Annotated in this window: 16 protein-coding genes; 15 read left to right on the top strand and 1 reads right to left on the bottom strand. The window is 55.5% G+C overall.

What is annotated here, in order from left to right; translation table 11 throughout:
- Positions 1–45: 45 nt before the first annotated feature.
- The 8 genes from N037_RS20235 (at position 46) to N037_RS20270 (ending at position 8,914) form a co-directional block, all read left to right on the top strand.
- Positions 46–1,635 (top strand): methyl-accepting chemotaxis protein, encoded by a 1,590-nt coding sequence (locus tag N037_RS20235; RefSeq protein ID WP_032643007.1) that lies wholly within the window; start codon positions 46–48, stop codon positions 1,633–1,635.
- 62 nt (positions 1,636–1,697) lie between these two features.
- Positions 1,698–2,624, top strand: coding sequence for a glutaminase B (gene glsB / locus N037_RS20240; protein ID WP_023335716.1), 927 nt, complete (start codon positions 1,698–1,700; stop codon positions 2,622–2,624).
- Positions 2,624–2,980, top strand: a complete 357-nt coding sequence (locus N037_RS20245; RefSeq protein WP_023335717.1) for a DUF4186 domain-containing protein — start codon at positions 2,624–2,626, stop codon at positions 2,978–2,980. The genes glsB and N037_RS20245 overlap by 1 nt, the downstream gene beginning before the upstream one ends.
- Positions 2,981–3,093: 113 nt before the next feature.
- Entirely contained in the window at positions 3,094–4,533 is a 1,440-nt protein-coding gene (locus N037_RS20250; protein ID WP_032643009.1) for a sensor domain-containing diguanylate cyclase, read from the top strand.
- A gap of 119 nt (positions 4,534–4,652) precedes the next feature.
- A complete protein-coding gene (locus N037_RS20255) occupies positions 4,653–5,618 on the top strand; it encodes a sensor domain-containing diguanylate cyclase (RefSeq protein WP_023335719.1) in 966 nt (321 codons plus the stop codon).
- Between the two features lie 82 nt (positions 5,619–5,700).
- Complete coding sequence (locus N037_RS20260; RefSeq protein ID WP_032643011.1) at positions 5,701–6,228, top strand: GNAT family N-acetyltransferase; 528 nt, start codon at positions 5,701–5,703, stop codon at positions 6,226–6,228.
- A gap of 118 nt (positions 6,229–6,346) precedes the next feature.
- A complete protein-coding gene (locus N037_RS20265; RefSeq protein WP_032643013.1) occupies positions 6,347–7,798 on the top strand; it encodes a tagaturonate reductase in 1,452 nt (483 codons plus the stop codon).
- Between the two features lie 201 nt (positions 7,799–7,999).
- Entirely contained in the window at positions 8,000–8,914 is a 915-nt protein-coding gene (locus N037_RS20270) for a bestrophin family protein (RefSeq protein WP_023335722.1), read from the top strand.
- Here N037_RS20270 and N037_RS20275 read toward each other — a convergent pair.
- On the bottom strand, positions 8,902–9,450 hold the full coding sequence (locus N037_RS20275; RefSeq protein ID WP_032643015.1) for a GNAT family N-acetyltransferase: 549 nt from the start codon (positions 9,448–9,450) through the stop codon (positions 8,902–8,904). The two genes, N037_RS20270 and N037_RS20275, sit on opposite strands and share 13 nt — an antisense overlap.
- Positions 9,451–9,626: 176 nt before the next feature.
- On the opposite strand from N037_RS20275, the gene N037_RS20280 reads away from it, so the two are divergent.
- The 7 genes from N037_RS20280 to N037_RS20310 all read left to right on the top strand — a co-directional run bounded on the left by N037_RS20280 (position 9,627) and on the right by N037_RS20310 (position 15,331).
- Positions 9,627–10,589, top strand: coding sequence for a hypothetical protein (locus N037_RS20280; RefSeq protein ID WP_032643017.1), 963 nt, complete (start codon positions 9,627–9,629; stop codon positions 10,587–10,589).
- A complete protein-coding gene (locus N037_RS20285; RefSeq protein WP_032643019.1) occupies positions 10,589–11,176 on the top strand; it encodes a hypothetical protein in 588 nt (195 codons plus the stop codon). Before N037_RS20280 ends, N037_RS20285 begins: the two co-directional genes overlap by 1 nt.
- A 10-nt stretch (positions 11,177–11,186) precedes the next feature.
- Positions 11,187–11,657: a GNAT family N-acetyltransferase gene (locus tag N037_RS20290; protein WP_032643022.1), complete on the top strand. Its 471-nt coding sequence runs from the start codon at positions 11,187–11,189 to the stop codon at positions 11,655–11,657.
- 12 nt (positions 11,658–11,669) lie between these two features.
- Positions 11,670–12,110: a GNAT family N-acetyltransferase gene (locus tag N037_RS20295; protein ID WP_032643024.1), complete on the top strand. Its 441-nt coding sequence runs from the start codon at positions 11,670–11,672 to the stop codon at positions 12,108–12,110.
- A gap of 145 nt (positions 12,111–12,255) precedes the next feature.
- Positions 12,256–13,251 carry an alpha/beta fold hydrolase gene (locus N037_RS20300; protein WP_032643026.1) on the top strand — a complete coding sequence of 332 codons (996 nt, stop codon included), beginning with the start codon at positions 12,256–12,258 and terminating at the stop codon, positions 13,249–13,251.
- Between the two features lie 44 nt (positions 13,252–13,295).
- Positions 13,296–14,036, top strand: a complete 741-nt coding sequence (locus tag N037_RS20305; protein WP_032643028.1) for a response regulator — start codon at positions 13,296–13,298, stop codon at positions 14,034–14,036.
- Entirely contained in the window at positions 14,033–15,331 is a 1,299-nt protein-coding gene (locus tag N037_RS20310; RefSeq protein ID WP_032643030.1) for an ATP-binding protein, read from the top strand. Before N037_RS20305 ends, N037_RS20310 begins: the two co-directional genes overlap by 4 nt.
- The last annotated feature ends 137 nt before the right edge of the window (positions 15,332–15,468 follow it).

The raw sequence follows: 15,468 nt of genomic DNA on the forward strand, positions 1-15,468 counted from the left end.
TTCGTAGACTCGCTCGTGTCTAACGCATTGTTAATGAAGAAAATCATGAACCTAACGCAAATTTTTCGCCGTATTGCGCAGCGTCTCACCCCTCGTCACTTTGGTCTGCTGACGGGTATCTTTTGCATTATTGGCCTTTTCTCCGCGCTGCAGCTCTCCTCGTCATTCCTGCTTAACGCCTCCCTGAACGACGCCCAGCGTAACGAGCAGCAAAACCTGCTGGCCTGGCAGCAGCAGAGCAAGCTGGATCTGGCCCGCGTTTCCCTGCTGGCGGCAAGCGATCTGCTTAACCGCTCCGGCGTCTGGTTTATGCAGGATAAAGAGACCGGCTCCGACGGAAGCTGGCACAGCCTGATGGACGACGCGCAAAAGGCGCTGACGGTTTCTCAGCAGGCGTGGAAGGCCTGGCAGGCGCTCAATCCGCCGAAAGACGATGCTCTGGTGAACAGCTATCAGCTTTTCTACGGCGCGATCAAAGAACAGGCTGAAGGGCTTCTCAAGACCAACACCATCGACGCTTTTTTTGCCGTACCGGCTCAGGCGTTTCAGTCTGATTTTAACGACAACTATGCGCGCTATCAGCAGGCAAGCGAGAAGCAGGCCATGCAGGGGCGCCAGAGCCTAATGGCACAGCTCTCCGGTCTGCAAACGTTGTTCCTGTTTGCGCCGGTGCTGCTGCTCGCCATCGCGGTTGCCGTCTGGTTCGGCATGTCCAGATGGGTGATTACGCCGCTGCGTCGGTTGATTGCGCATATTAACCGGCTGGCGGCAGGGGATCTCTCCGGCACGCCGCCGGACGTCATGCGCTTCAACCGGGAGATTGGGCAGCTTAGCGACAGTATTGCGACGATGCAGCACGGTCTGCAGCAGCTGGTGACGCAGGTCAGCCATGCCACTGCCACCATGGTGGAGAATATTGGCTCTCTGGCGGAGGGTAACCAGAAGCTGTATCAGCAGTCGGCGCGCCAGGCGAAAGAGCTTGAGGATGTGACGGCGCATATTGCATCGCTGGAGAGCCATGTGGAAGGGAATACCGGCTATGCCAGGCTCGCCAGCTCGCGGGCCGATGAAGCGCGTCAGGCCGCCGTGGGCGGCGACCAGATGATGTCTACCGTGAATGCGTCCATGCAGGCGATCGTCGACCGATCCTCTGAGATGCGCGGGATCGTGGCGATGATCGACAGCGTGGCGTTCCAGACCAACATCCTGGCGCTGAATGCGGCCATTGAGGCGGCTCATGCCGGAAACCAGGGGCGCGGCTTTGCCGTCGTCGCCCGGGAAGTCGGGCTGTTGGCCAGAAAAAGCAGCCACTCGACGCAGACCATTCAGGAGCTTATTAACCGCTCGCTGCAGGGCATTGAAGACGGTTCGCGTGCCGTTACCCTGATGGAAGAGAATTTGCAGCAGGTCACCGGTCTGGTGGGCAATTTAAGCAGTTTGCTGAATGAGATCTCAACCGCCACGCTCAGCCAGGGAGACAGTATTCACCAGATGACGCGCCAGCTTCAGGCGCTGAATCAGGTCTCCCGGCAGACGGACCTGTTGGTCTCTGACGCCTCGGACGCCTCTGAGCGGCTGCAAAAGCAATCCGATCTTTTATTGCAGGCCGTTTCGCGTTTTCGTCTTAGCGCCTGACGCAATACATAAGCCTCTGTTATACTCGCAGCCCGTTTTAGCCTGAGGGCAAGGAGCAAAGTGTGGCTGCGGTCATCCATAATGAGATGTTGGACGAGATTCTGGCGCAGGTTCGTCCGTTAATTGGAAAGGGGAAGGTTGCCGACTATATTCCGGCCCTTGCCTCGGTGAGCGGGAATAAGCTGGGGATTGCTATCTGTACCATCGACGGACAGCGATACCAGGCAGGCGATGCAACGGAACGTTTTTCCATTCAGTCCATCTCGAAAGTGCTGAGTCTGGTTGCGGCGATGCGCCAGTATGATGAAGAAGAGATCTGGGAGCGTGTCGGTAAAGATCCTTCCGGCCAGCCTTTTAACTCGCTGCTTCAGCTTGAGATTGAGCAGGGTAAACCGCGAAATCCCTTCATTAATGCCGGGGCGCTGGTGGTCTGCGATATGCTGCAAAGCCGCCTCAGCGCACCGCGACAGAGAATGCTTGAGATTGTTCGCCAGCTTTCGGGCGTTGACGATATTGCCTATGATGCGGTGGTGGCACGCTCGGAGTTTGAACACTCCGCCCGTAACGCGGCTATCGCGTGGCTAATGAAATCCTTCGGTAATTTCCACAACGACGTGGCGACCGTGCTGCAAAACTACTTCCATTACTGCGCCCTGAAAATGAGCTGCGTTGAGCTGGCTCAGACATTCCTGTTCCTTGCGCACCAGGGGCACGCGCCGCACCTCGATCAGGAGGTGGTTTCTCCGCTTCAGGCCCGGCAGGTTAACGCGCTGATGGCCACCAGCGGGATGTATCAAAACGCCGGCGAGTTTGCCTGGCGCGTTGGGCTTCCGGCTAAATCGGGCGTCGGCGGCGGGGTCGTGGCGATTGTGCCGCACGAAATGGCGATAGCCGTCTGGAGCCCGGAACTGGATGAAACGGGAAATTCGCTTGCCGGCGTGGCGGTTCTGGAGAAACTGACCCAGCGTCTGGGACGTTCCGTATACTGATGTCCGATCTGGATCCTCTCTTTTCCCGCCTGGCGCGATCGCCATTTCGCTCGCGCTTTCGCCTGGGCGATAAGGAACGCCAGTACTGCTGGGACAAAGGCCCCGACACTATTGACCAGCATGCCGCGGATTTTGTCGAAAAGCGCCTTGCCCCAGCACACCCCGCAAACGACGGTAAACAGACGCCCATGCGCGGTCACCCGGTGTTTATCGCCCAGCATGCCACCGCCACCTGTTGTCGGGGCTGTCTGGCAAAATGGCATAATATTCCGCAGGGTGTAACGCTCACGGCGCCGCAACAAAATTATATCGTCAGCGTTATCCACCACTGGCTGGTGCTGCAGATGAACGCCTAAATTTGACGAGTTATGCTCCCGTGGTATTTGTGTTATAGATGCATCCCAAGTTAGTCCCGATCATGCTGACGACCGCAATAATTGCCATAAGCTTTCATATGGAATGATATTTAATGCGTTCTGCTCTTACCGCTTTCAGGCCGTTCCAGCCCGACACGCCGCTGCGAAATGCGTCGACGATCTTCATCCTCACCACCTTATTCTATTTTGTGGGCGCGGAATTACGGCTCGTTGAGGCCCTGTCGCTGTTCTGGCCGCTGAATGGCGTCATGGCAGGGATCTTCGCCCGCTATGTTTACCTGAATCGCCTGCAGTACTATGCGGTATGTTATGTCGCGATGCTGTTGTACGACGCGGTGACGACCAACTGGGGTATGGCCTCAGTGGCGATCAACCTGTCTAACATGATCTTTATCGTTGTTGTCGCCGTGCTGGTTCAGCGCGACAAGCGGCTGATGAAGAGAACACCCGATCCGCTTAACGCATTACGCCTGTTCAACTACTGTCTGATTGCCGCGCTGCTTTGTGCCTTGCTCGGTGCGGTGGGGTCGGTCGGGATTGACAGTCACACCTTCTGGCCGCTGTTTGCCGACTGGTTTAGCGAGCAGTTCTCAACCGGCGTGCTTGTTGTGCCCTGTATGCTCACGTTGCGTATGCCCGGGCGTGAACTCAGGTTACGTCTGGAGCAGCTGCTGCCGGTGATGGCGCTGATCGTCTCGGTGGCCGCGTCGGTGGTGATTGGCGGCGCGGGGAGCCTCTCGTTTCCTCTGCCTGCGCTTATCTGGTGTGCGGTTCGCTATTCATTGCCTGCGACCTGTCTGCTGACGTTTATCACGGGCGCCACTGAAATCATTCTGGTCGCCAACTCGATTATTAATATTGCCGTGGCGACGCCGTTTACGACGCCAATGATGTTTTCAGCCAGGCTGGGCATCGCCACGATGGCGATCTGTCCGGTGATGGTTTCCGTCAGCATGGCGGCGATTAATTCCCTGATCCGCCAGGTTTCACTGAGGGCGGATTATGACTTTTTGACGCGCGTCTACTCGCGTTCCGGGCTTTATGAGGCCTTAAAGCATGAAGAGACGTACCGGCATACGCGTTTTCTGACCGTCATGCTGCTGGATATTGATTACTTCAAAAGCATTAATGATAACTACGGCCACGAGTGCGGAGACCGCGTGCTGGCCTCGTTTGCCCGACAGGTTCAGCAGGTCGTCGGCGAAGATGGCATGGTGGCGCGCATGGGCGGGGAAGAGTTCGCTGTGGTGATCAATTCAGGCGACGCGCAGCACGGTTTTGAACTGGCTGAACGTATCCGTTCCACCGTTGCCAGCCATCCGTTTACCTGGCGTCAGCAGACGCTCTTTCTGACGGTCAGTATTGGCCTCGGAAGCGGAAAGGCGGAGTCATGGCAGTTGACCGAGGTCTTCAACAAGCTCATGGCCGAAGCGGACGATCATCTCTATCGTTCAAAAAAAGCGGGTCGAAACCGTACCAGCGCCCGGGTGGCTGACGAGCAAGCTGCCGCGCCTTCCGGGAGTGAAATATAGCTGCGTTAATCGTCATAAGGCATTGACGTGAATAGTAAGCGGCTTAACAGGCTGTCAGAACACTGACAATGTCTCTGTTTAAGCTACGCTTTTAGTAACGCTTTACGTCAGGAGACATTATGAAAGCACCTGCAACCCCTGAAAATGAAACGGAACGTCTTAACTCACTGCGTGAATCAGGCCTGCTTGAGATCGACAGTTCCCCGGCGTTTGACCGGCTAACGCGTCTGGCAAAACGCTTCTTCCAGGTGCCGCTGGCGATGGTCAATCTCATTGATGAGCATTCGCTAATCGTGAAGTCGGCCGACGGCCAGGCGCCCGGCACCGTTCCGCGTAACATCTCATTTTGTGGGCATACGATCCTCGCCGAAGCGCCGCTGGTGGTGGGGGATATGCTTCAGGACGATCGTTTTGCGGATAACCCGCTGGTGGCCGGTGAACCTCGCGTGCGGTTTTACGCGGGCTTCCCGCTGCGCCTGCGCGACGGCGCCAGCGTTGGCTCGCTGTGCCTGATTGATTACGCTCCCCGGGAGTTTTCTGCCGCCGACCTCGCCGTCCTGGGAGATCTTGGCGCGCTGGCGGAAGATGAATTTGCCGCCATCAGCGCGGCGACCACGGATGAATTAACCGGACTATTCAACCGTCGGGGCTTTAATCAACTCGTGCGCTTCACGCTTTCCGTTGCCCGGCGTCGGGCCGAGCCGCTGACGCTCGGCTGGCTGGATTTGGATCGCTTTAAGGAAATCAACGATCGCTTCGGGCATGAAGAGGGGGATAAGGCGCTGAAAGCCATGGCGCAGCTGATGCGTGCCTCTTTCCGTGAAGCGGATCTGCTGGTGCGTTTTGGCGGGGACGAATTCGCCGTGCTCTTCGCGGATACGGACGAGCAGGGCGCCTGGATTGCCATGCAGTATCTCGCCGAGCAGGTAGAAAGCTATAACGCCCGGAAGCTTCACCCGTGGTCACTCCACTTCTCATGGGGGCTAAGTGAATTCGATCATAACGGTAACGACCTGCAGCAGTGGTTAAAAGATGCCGATGAGAAGATGTATGCCATGAAGCAGCAGCGCCAGCGTTCCCGGTGACATAACAAAAGCGTATGTTCGATCCGTTTGCGTTAAGAAGATGTTAAATGCACAGTGACGGTATTCAACGTAAGGAAAAACAATGAATACCTCACTGCAAATCAAAAATCTCTCCCGAGACGACATTCTCACCCACCTTGATGCGCTGGCCGGGATCCTCGAAAACTGTGTGAACGGCGGGGCATCCGTCAGCTTTATGCTTCCCTTTAGCCTGGAGAAGGGCCGTTCTTTCTGGCGCGGTATTGCTGAAAGCGTAGAGCGCAACGAGCGCCTCGTGCTGGCCTGCGTCGACCCGCAGGACGGCGTCATCGGAACGGTGCAGCTGATCACAGACCAGCCGGAAAACCAGCCGCACCGCGCGGATGTGGCGAAGCTGTTGGTTCACGAGAAAGCGCGCCGGAAAGGCGCCGCGATGGCATTGATGGAAGCGCTTGAAGTGGAGGCCCGGGCCAGAGACATTTCGGTTATGGTACTCGATACCTCCACAGGCAGCGGGGCCGAGACGTTTTACCAGCGCGCCGGATGGCAAAAGGTTGGCGAGATCCCGCGCTATGCGCTGATGCCGGACGGCGCCATGACGGCCACGTCGGTGTTCTATAAGTTCTTATGATTATTTTGTACAACTACGCCGTCCATTGATCAAAACAGGGTTCCCGGTCGTTAAGTTTTGATAAGTTATCGTACCAATCTTATCAGGCTGTATGACTAATCATAAAAGGAACCCCCTTGTGAACACGCTCAATCGTCGTGATTTTCCCGGTGCCCAATATCCAGAACGCATCATTCAGTTTGGTGAAGGCAACTTCCTGCGTGCGTTCGTCGACTGGCAAATTGACCTGTTAAATGAACATACCGATCTTAACGCCGGCGTGGTTATCGTCCGTCCTATTCAGAGCGACTTCCCGCCGTCGCTGAGCACGCAGGATGGTCTCTACACCACTGTCATTCGCGGCCTGAACGAGCTGGGTGAAGCGGTGAGTGAGAGCCGTCTTATCCGCTCGGTTAACCGTGAAATCAGCGTCTACGACGACTATGACGCGTTTCTTAAACTGGCCCACAATCCGGATATGCGCTTTGTTTTCTCGAACACTACCGAAGCGGGTATTAGCTACCACGCGGGTGACCGATTCGACGATGCCCCTGCGGTGAGCTACCCGGCGAAGCTGACGCGACTGCTGTTTGAGCGCTTCAGCCACTTCAACGGTGCAGCGGATAAAGGCTGGATCATCATTCCGTGCGAGCTGATTGACTACAACGGTGATGCGCTGCGTGAACTCGTCCTGCGCTATGCCAGGGAGTGGGCGCTGCCTGCCGCCTTTATCCAGTGGCTAAACGATGCCAACAGCTTCTGCTCGACGCTGGTCGACCGTATCGTGACCGGATACCCGCGCGACGAAACGGCCACGCTGGAAGCCGAGCTGGGCTATCACGATGGGTTCCTCGACACGGCTGAACATTTCTATCTGTTCGTTATCCAGGGGCCGGCATCCCTCGCTCGGGAACTTCGTCTGGATAAGTACCCGTTAAATGTGCTGATTGTTGACGACATCAGGCCCTACAAAGAGCGCAAAGTCGCCATCCTGAACGGCGCGCACACGGCGCTGGTGCCGGTGGCATTCCAGGCCGGGCTGGATACGGTGGGCGAGGCGATGAATGATGCCGAGATCTGCGCATTCGTCGAAAAAGCGATTTATCAGGAAATTATTCCTGTGCTCGATCTGCCGCGTGACGAGCTGGAATCTTTCGCCAGTGCGGTAACAGGGCGTTTTCGTAATCCCTATATCCGACACCAGCTGCTTTCCATTGCGCTCAACGGCATGACCAAATACCGCACCCGCATCCTGCCGCAGCTTCTGGCAGGGCAGAAGGCAAGCGGACAATTGCCGGCGCGTCTGACGTTCGCGCTGGCTGCACTGATAGCGTTTTATCGCCGGGAGCGTAACGGGGAAATCTACCCGGTACAGGATGATGCATTCTGGCTGGAACGTTATCAGCAGCTCTGGGCGAAGCACCGCGACCAGCAGTTGAGTACCCGTGACCTGGTGCAGTCCGTACTGAGCGTGAGCGAGCATTGGGAACAGGATCTGACGCAGGTCTCCGGACTTGTCGACCAGGTCACTCTGGACCTTGACGCCATACTGCTGAAGGGAATGCGCGCAGCGGTTAAACCCCTTTGCTGATCACGTTACCCGGCTCCGGCCGGGTTTTATTACACTTCTATTTAGTTACAACATACTATTTGCTCTTTTTTTTAAAAGCACATGCAGCACCGTGCGGTTATTGCTAAGCAGGTGAGAAAATTCAATGTTCCGTTAACATGCTTGCAACGGTGAGGGAGATCACGTTTAATAGCCTCGCTCTTTTCCTTCCTGAAACTCACTATGATTGTTCGTCCTAAACAGCACTGGCTACAACTGATTTTCGTCTGGCACGGTTCGGTACTTCCTAAAATCTACACTCGACTGCTGCTCAACTTCCTGCTTTCTATCGCCGTTATCCTGATGCTGCCGTGGTATACCTCGCTGGGCATCAAATTTACCGTGGCGCCGTTTAGCATTCTCGGCGTGGCGATCGCTATCTTTCTCGGTTTCAGAAACAACGCCTGTTACTCACGCTACGTTGAAGCTCGCCTGCTCTGGGGACAGCTGATGATAGCGGCGCGCTCGCTGTTCCGCGAGGTAAAAAATACCTTGCCCGACGATAAGCACCTGGGCGAGTTTGTCCGCCTGCAGATTGCTTTTGCCAACTGCCTGCGCATGACCCTGCGCCGGGATCTGAACGCCGGGCAACTCTCTCGCTATCTTGCTCCGGATGATTTACGTCAGGTGATGAGCGCCAACTCGCCGGCAAACCGTATTTTACTGATCATGGGGGAGTGGCTGGCCGTGCGGCGGCGTAACGGGCAACTCTCGGACATCCTGTTCCACAGCCTGAACAACCGTCTGAACGATATGTCCATCGTCCTTTCCGGGTGCGAACGCATTGCGACAACGCCGGTGCCGTTTGCCTATACGCTGATTTTGCACCGCACGGTGTATCTGTTCTGCATCATGCTGCCGTTCGCGCTGGTTGTGGATCTGCACTACATGACGCCCTTTGTCTCGGCGCTGATCTCATACACCTTTATCTCGCTGGACACCCTGGCGGAAGAGCTGGAAGACCCGTTCGGCACCGAGAATAACGATCTCCCGCTGGACGCCATCTGCAACATGATGGAACGCGATCTGCTGCAGATGAACGATGAAGAGAACATTCCGGAAAGGCTGATGCCGGATAAGCATTATCAGCTGACCTGACGGGCGTTCCACTCGTCCCGGGTGATCTCCCACAGCTCAGAATCCAGCATACCGCTGACGTACGCTTTCTGTTCCGTTCTTATAAGCCGCATGCCGCTACTGTCTGAAATACGCCGGGAGCGGCTGTTGGCGGCGGCTTTCGGGGCGCGTAATACGGGTTTGTTTAGCGTATTGAACCAGTAATCCGTCGCGGCAATGCTGGCCTCGCGCATATATCCCTGGCCCTGAAACTCCGGGGCCAACCAGAATCCACGATTGTTATCTTCCACATCGTACAGACAGATAATGCCCATCAGCGCGTCCGGCACCTCGCGGCGACGAATGCTCCAGAACCAGGCAATCCCTTTCGCCATATCCGGCAGCGCCACGTTGTTGACATAGTTTTCCGCGCCGTTATCCGGGTAGGGCCAGGGCACGGAAGAGACCATATAGCGGACAATCTCCCAGCGCGGATAAAGCTTTTGTATCTGGACCGCATCTTCGGCAACCAGCGGTTTTAGCAGCAGGCGTTCTGTCATGAGCGTAGGTATCGTCATCTGCGGATCTCCATATTTAAGCGTTATGCTTTTGTTTGCGTTCTGGTATTTTCACTTCTACCACATTCTATTTAGTTGCGTTGTAACGTATTTACTACCAAAATTTTGCTCTGCAGAGCGCTCGATTACCGTCAGATTAGTTGGGTTAACTTACCCACCCACATAAGGAGTAATGTATGGTTTTGCCTGGAATGAATCCTGAGAAAAATCTACCCGGATATGATTATGCGCGCATAGCAGGTTTTGGAGCTGCAGATTTCGATTTCAAAGCACTGGGTTCCGCAATGGACTGTAATCGCGAATTCGCTCAGGCCGGGATCATTTATTCTGATGGTGCTCAACGCTATCTGGTTCGCTCTGGTCAGCGTCATCCTAATGGTCAAAGTGGTATCGTAACTCACGTAATTGTAACTAAAGCGAACTCACAACCATCCGCCTCTAGTGTAGGTAAATCCTTGACTGATGCTGTGGCATCTACATCTATGGGAACTGAACTTGCATCGACGGTACTATCATGTGGGGCGATGATCATCACTGGAGGAGTGATGCTTGCCGGCACGGCGGCTACCCCCCTTACTGCAGGAGGAAGTGGTGTTTTGGTAGCGATTGGCTACGCAGGCACCCTTGCGACCGGGTTGCAATGCGTTAACGGCCTTTATCGTATCTATGATTTGGTTGAAAACGGTGGCGGTAATGTTGCCTGGCTCGATACGCAAGAATGGTACGTCGCCACCTCAACTTCGCTGGATGTAATTTCGTTAGCAAGTGCAGGAGGGGCGCTAAAAGAAGCAGTTACTACCTGGCGTGCAATGAAATCTATATCTTCCTTGAAAGCCACTGAGTGGTTAAAAAGTTATCCTCGTCAGGATCGTGCTCGTTTGACCGAATTGATAATTCGCGCGCAAAACCCCGGTATAAGCAATAAGGAAATTAAGGCACTTATACGCGCTGGTCTTTATCCGAAACGATTTCCAACCGGGCCTGTTCAGGTAGAACTCACTCGACAACTTGGGCAAGTGGTTACAAGTGCCGCAGCATTGGCCGGGAGTGCTGTGAGTGGCGTTATTGCAGCGCCCAGTAATTTACCACGGACTGGTAAATACGTTATCGGTACCATTCAGTCACTGGCGGTATTCTGATGAAGTTTTTGAGTTTTTTAACCGGACGGGTTTTCCAGGATCTCCTGCAGCATGGCAAAGAGATAGAGGAGGCTATTGCTCACCGTGATACCCGTCTCTTGAATCATTCCACGCCCGAACTGGAACGGTATTTTTCGCGTCCTCTCAGCGAGCTTCCGCGTCAAAATCCTTATCCGATAGCAGTGCTGTTACCTCTTTTTTTAGTGGCGTTTGCGTTAAACCTTCTGCCTTTTCTCAGCGCGCTGCAGGGTTTGTCACCTTTACATCATGCATTGAGCTTTTTCGTACCAGCATTGACGATGACAGGCGCGCTCATTGTGATAAGCGTACTCCTGGCTCGTGGGAAGACGTCGGGATTGTTAGGGTTTAGGGCGTTGTTCATCATTCTGCTGATAACGACCCTCGTTCAGGTTTTACATATCCTGCTTTCGCATGACGGAGGTCTTTGGCCGCTGGTCATCGCATCCTTCGCGCTGTTACTTTGTCGGGTGGTGATGAACAGCAGCGGCTTTGTGCTGTTTACGCTCTATTGTCGTACTCAGCGTCTTGCCATACTGGCACGGGAAATGCGGCTAAAAAGCCGTTAAAGGGGGGGTTATGACGTTACGAAAAGCTAAGCCACAGGAAGCCGAAATACTCTGGAATATTCGCAATCAGGCGATTCGTCACGGCTGTAAAACCAGCTACGATGCCGACGTCATTGCGCGCTGGACGCCCGATCTCATGCCCGAACGCTATCGGCAAATGGTCATTGAATACCCTTTTTACGTGGTGGAAGATGAAAAGGGCGAGATTGCGGCAACCGGCTATCTCGATCTGGATACCCATTGCCTGGAGGCGATTTTCACCTTGCCTGCAGCCTCCGGAAAAGGCATGGCAACCCGGATTATCGAGGCGCTCAAAAATGAGGCCCGCTGTCGGGGGATAACCCGCCTGAGGCTGGATGCAACGCCTAACGCCCAGTCGTTTTATCAGAAGCTGGGGTTTGTGACGCTGAACGAAACCTATCATCACTCGCGTATGGCGGGGGCTGATTTACGCTGTTTTGAAATGGCGATCGACTTGTAATGTGAGGAACACATGGCTGCCACGGTAAGACCTCTACGTGAAGACGATTATTCCCAATGGCGACCGCTGTGGGATGGCTATACCCATTTTTATGATTGCTACCTCGAGGAATCCGTCACCGCATCGACATGGGAAAGGGCACTCTCGCAGCATTCCCAGATGTTCTGCCGGGTAGTAGAGAAGGATCAAAAGGTCATTGGTTTCGCGATGTGCATTCTGCATGAAGGCACCTGGTCAACGGCCCCTATCTGCTACCTTGAAGATCTGTTTGTTGATGCCGACGAACGCGGGGCGGGCGCCGGTAAGGCGCTTATTGATGCTCTGATTGAGGAAGGCAAGCGCGAAGGGTGGTCGAAACTGTATTGGGTCACCCGGGAGAACAACCCGGCGCGTAAGCTCTATGACAAATATGGCGAAGCTGACGATTACGTCCGCTATCGTCTCTCTCTTTAAAGCGATAACGCCTGTGTTTGTATCACACTGTATCAGCCTCCCGGATACATACACAGGCTTGCAATAAACCCGCTTTCGCACATATCCGCTATACATTGCAGTGTTGTTATATCCCCGTGAATTGTACTCAACCGGAGATACCAACATGTTTAGCAAACTCGCGTACTCAACCCTCGCACTGACCGTTTCTCTTGGCACCGTGATGGCCTGTCAGGCTGAAGTCACCGGCACAAATGTCGCGACAGCCTTTGATCATCCGCTGCAAATCAACGCCGGCGATCTGAATATCGGTTATGTCGACATCGGCCCGAAAAATGGCCAGCCGGTTATTTTACTGCACGGCTGGCCGTACGATATTCACAGCTATGCCGAGGTCGCGCCCGCACTGGCGGCAAAAGGCTATCGAGTGATTGTGCCTTCTCTGCGCGGCTACGGCACTACGCGCTTCCTGTCAGCCAAAACGCCGCGCAACGGCCAGCCTTCAGCCATGGCGAAAGACATTGTGAACCTGATGGACGCCCTGAATATTAAGCAGGCGGTATTTGCAGGATATGACTGGGGTGCCCGTACGGCGGATATCGTTGCGGCGCTGTGGCCAGAGCGCGTTAAATCACTGGTGTCGGTGAGTGGGTATCTGATCAGCAGCCAGCAGATTGGCAAACAGCCGCTGCCGCCAAAAGCGGAGCAGCAGTGGTGGTATCAGTTCTATTTCGCCACCGCGCGCGGTGCTGAGGGCTATGCCAAAAATACGCATGACTTCGCCCGTTTAATCTGGTCTCAGGCCTCGCCTGACTGGAAATTTAGCGATGCTGTCTTTAACGCCAGCGCCAAATCGCTCGATAACCCGGATCACGTCGCCGTGACGCTCAGCAACTACCGCTGGCGTTTAGGGCTGGAAAAAGGCGAGCGCAAGTACGACAGCTACGAGCAAAAACTGGCCACGCTGCCGAACATCACCGTTCCAACGATCACCATCGAAGGCGGAAACAACGGTGCGCCGCATCCGGCTCCGCAGGCCTATGCGGGTAAATTTACCGGTAAATATGAGCATCGCACCTTTGGGGCAACCGTGGGGCATAACCCGCCTCAGGAAGATCCGCAGGATTTCGTCAAGGCCGTCGTCGACGCTGACAAGCTCTGAAATGTGCTATTTTCAGTACGTTACCCTTCGATCTGGAGATTTCGGTGGAGCATATTGATCATATCCTTGTCGTCGATGACGACAGGGATATTCGTGAACTGATTGTCGATTATCTCGTTAAGTCGGGCTATCGCGCCACGGGCGCGGCCAACGGCAAAGAGATGCGCGTCGTGCTGGATAAACAGCATATCGACCTGGTGGTGCTGGACGTCATGATGCCCGGCGACGACGGCCTTACGCTGTGTCGAGAGCTACGCGTCGGTAAATATAAAGATCTGCCCATCCTGATGCTGACGGCCCGCAATGAGGAGACGGACAGGATCCTGGGCCTGGAGATGGGCGCGGATGACTACGTGGTGAAGCCGTTTGTCGCCCGCGAACTGCTGGCGCGTATCAAAGCGATTTTACGGCGTTTTCGCACGATGCCGCCCAATCTGCAGGTGACGGAAGCAGGGCGGCTGGTGATGTTCGGCGAATGGCAGCTCGATACCGTCGCCCGCCACTTAATCGATCCGGAAGGGGTGATCGTGGCGCTCAGCGGGGCGGAGTATCGCCTGCTGCGCGTTTTCCTTGACCATCCTCAGCGGGTGTTGACCCGCGATCAGCTGCTCAACCTGACGCAGGGGCGCGACGCCGAGCTGTTTGAGCGTTCTATCGACCTGCTGGTTAGCAGGGTTCGTCAGCGCCTGAACGAAGATGCCCGTACCCCCGCCTATATCAAAACCGTGCGCAGCGAAGGCTACGTCTTTACCATGACCGTAACCATCAAAGAGGTTAACGAATGAGTCCATGGCCACGCTCGCTGCTGGCCCGTTTGCTGATCGTCGTGCTGCCAGGCCTGCTGCTGGCTAACGCCCTGAGCCTGACGCTAGTCATGATTGAGCGAATGCACAGCGCCCGCACGGTGATGCTCGGTAATCTGGAAAACGACGTCGCAACCAGCGTCGCCATTTTAGACCGGTTACCGGCCAGCGAGCGGGCGGCCTGGCTTCCGCGCCTCGAACGGGGTAACTATCGCTATATTCTGGGCACAGGGGAGCCCGGCGCAGCGCCAACGGATAAGCGCTCGCAGGATGCCATCCGTACCTTAAAAGCGACGCTTGCGGCAGAGTATCCGCTCAGCTTCACCGCCGTTCCCGGCACCATTTCGCACATCCAGGCGCATCTTACGTTACGCGATGGCTCGCCGCTGACCATTGACCTCATCCCGCGCATGCCGCCGGTCGCCAGCTGGCTGCCCGTTGTGCTCATCCTGCAGCTGCTGCTCCTGGCGGCCTGCTCCTGGATCGCCGTGCGGCAGGTCATACGGCCTTTCTCACAATTTACCCGCGCGGTGGATTCACTGGATCCGGCGGCCAGCACGCCGATGACGGAGAAAGGGCCGCTGGAGGTGCAGCGCGCAGCCCATGCCTTCAACGCCATGCAGGCGCGCATTCAGTCCTATCTCAGGGAGCGCGCGCAGATCCTGGCCTCTATTTCTCACGATCTCCAGACGCCTATTACCCGCATGAAGCTTCGTGTTGAAATGGCGGATCAGCCTGAACTGCGGGACAAGCTCTTAAACGACCTTGATAACATGTCGCGTCTGGTGCGGGAGGGTATTGCGTATGCCCGGTCATCAGAATCCCTGGAAGAGACCTCGCTGAAGCTGGAGCTGAACGCATGGGTCGACAGCATCGCCAGTGATTATCAGGACATCGGTAAAAACGTGCAGTTTCAGGCAGGCGAAGCCCGTTTACCGATCGTCACGCGCCCGCAGGCGCTTCGTCGGGTGATGACCAACCTGCTGGATAACGCCCTCAAGTTCGGCGAACGTGCCGCGATTGCCATAGATGATTCGTCTGACCTTAAGGTAGTTATTCACATTGTAGACGACGGACCGGGGATCCCCGAAGCCGAGCTTGAGGCGGTATTACAGCCGTTTTATCGGGTTGAAACATCGCGCAACCGCGATACCGGCGGCACAGGACTCGGACTGGCGATTGCCGCGCAGCTCACCGCTCAGCTGGAAGGCAAGCTCAACCTGACGAACCGGACCGAAGGCGGGCTGGATGTCTCCATTACGCTACCGCGCCGTTAGGTAATAATTGTACGGCTTTGTATCTCCCGGCCAGGGCGATACAAAGCCAGACAAAACCCGCGTTTTTACACATATCCTGAACACATCCGCACGATGAAATAGCCTCACTGCAGCGTCGCAGGACTTGTATTGTGAGG

This window comes from Enterobacter sp. EGD-HP1, assembly GCF_000733275.2.
Taxonomy (GTDB): Bacteria; Pseudomonadota; Gammaproteobacteria; order Enterobacterales; family Enterobacteriaceae; genus Enterobacter.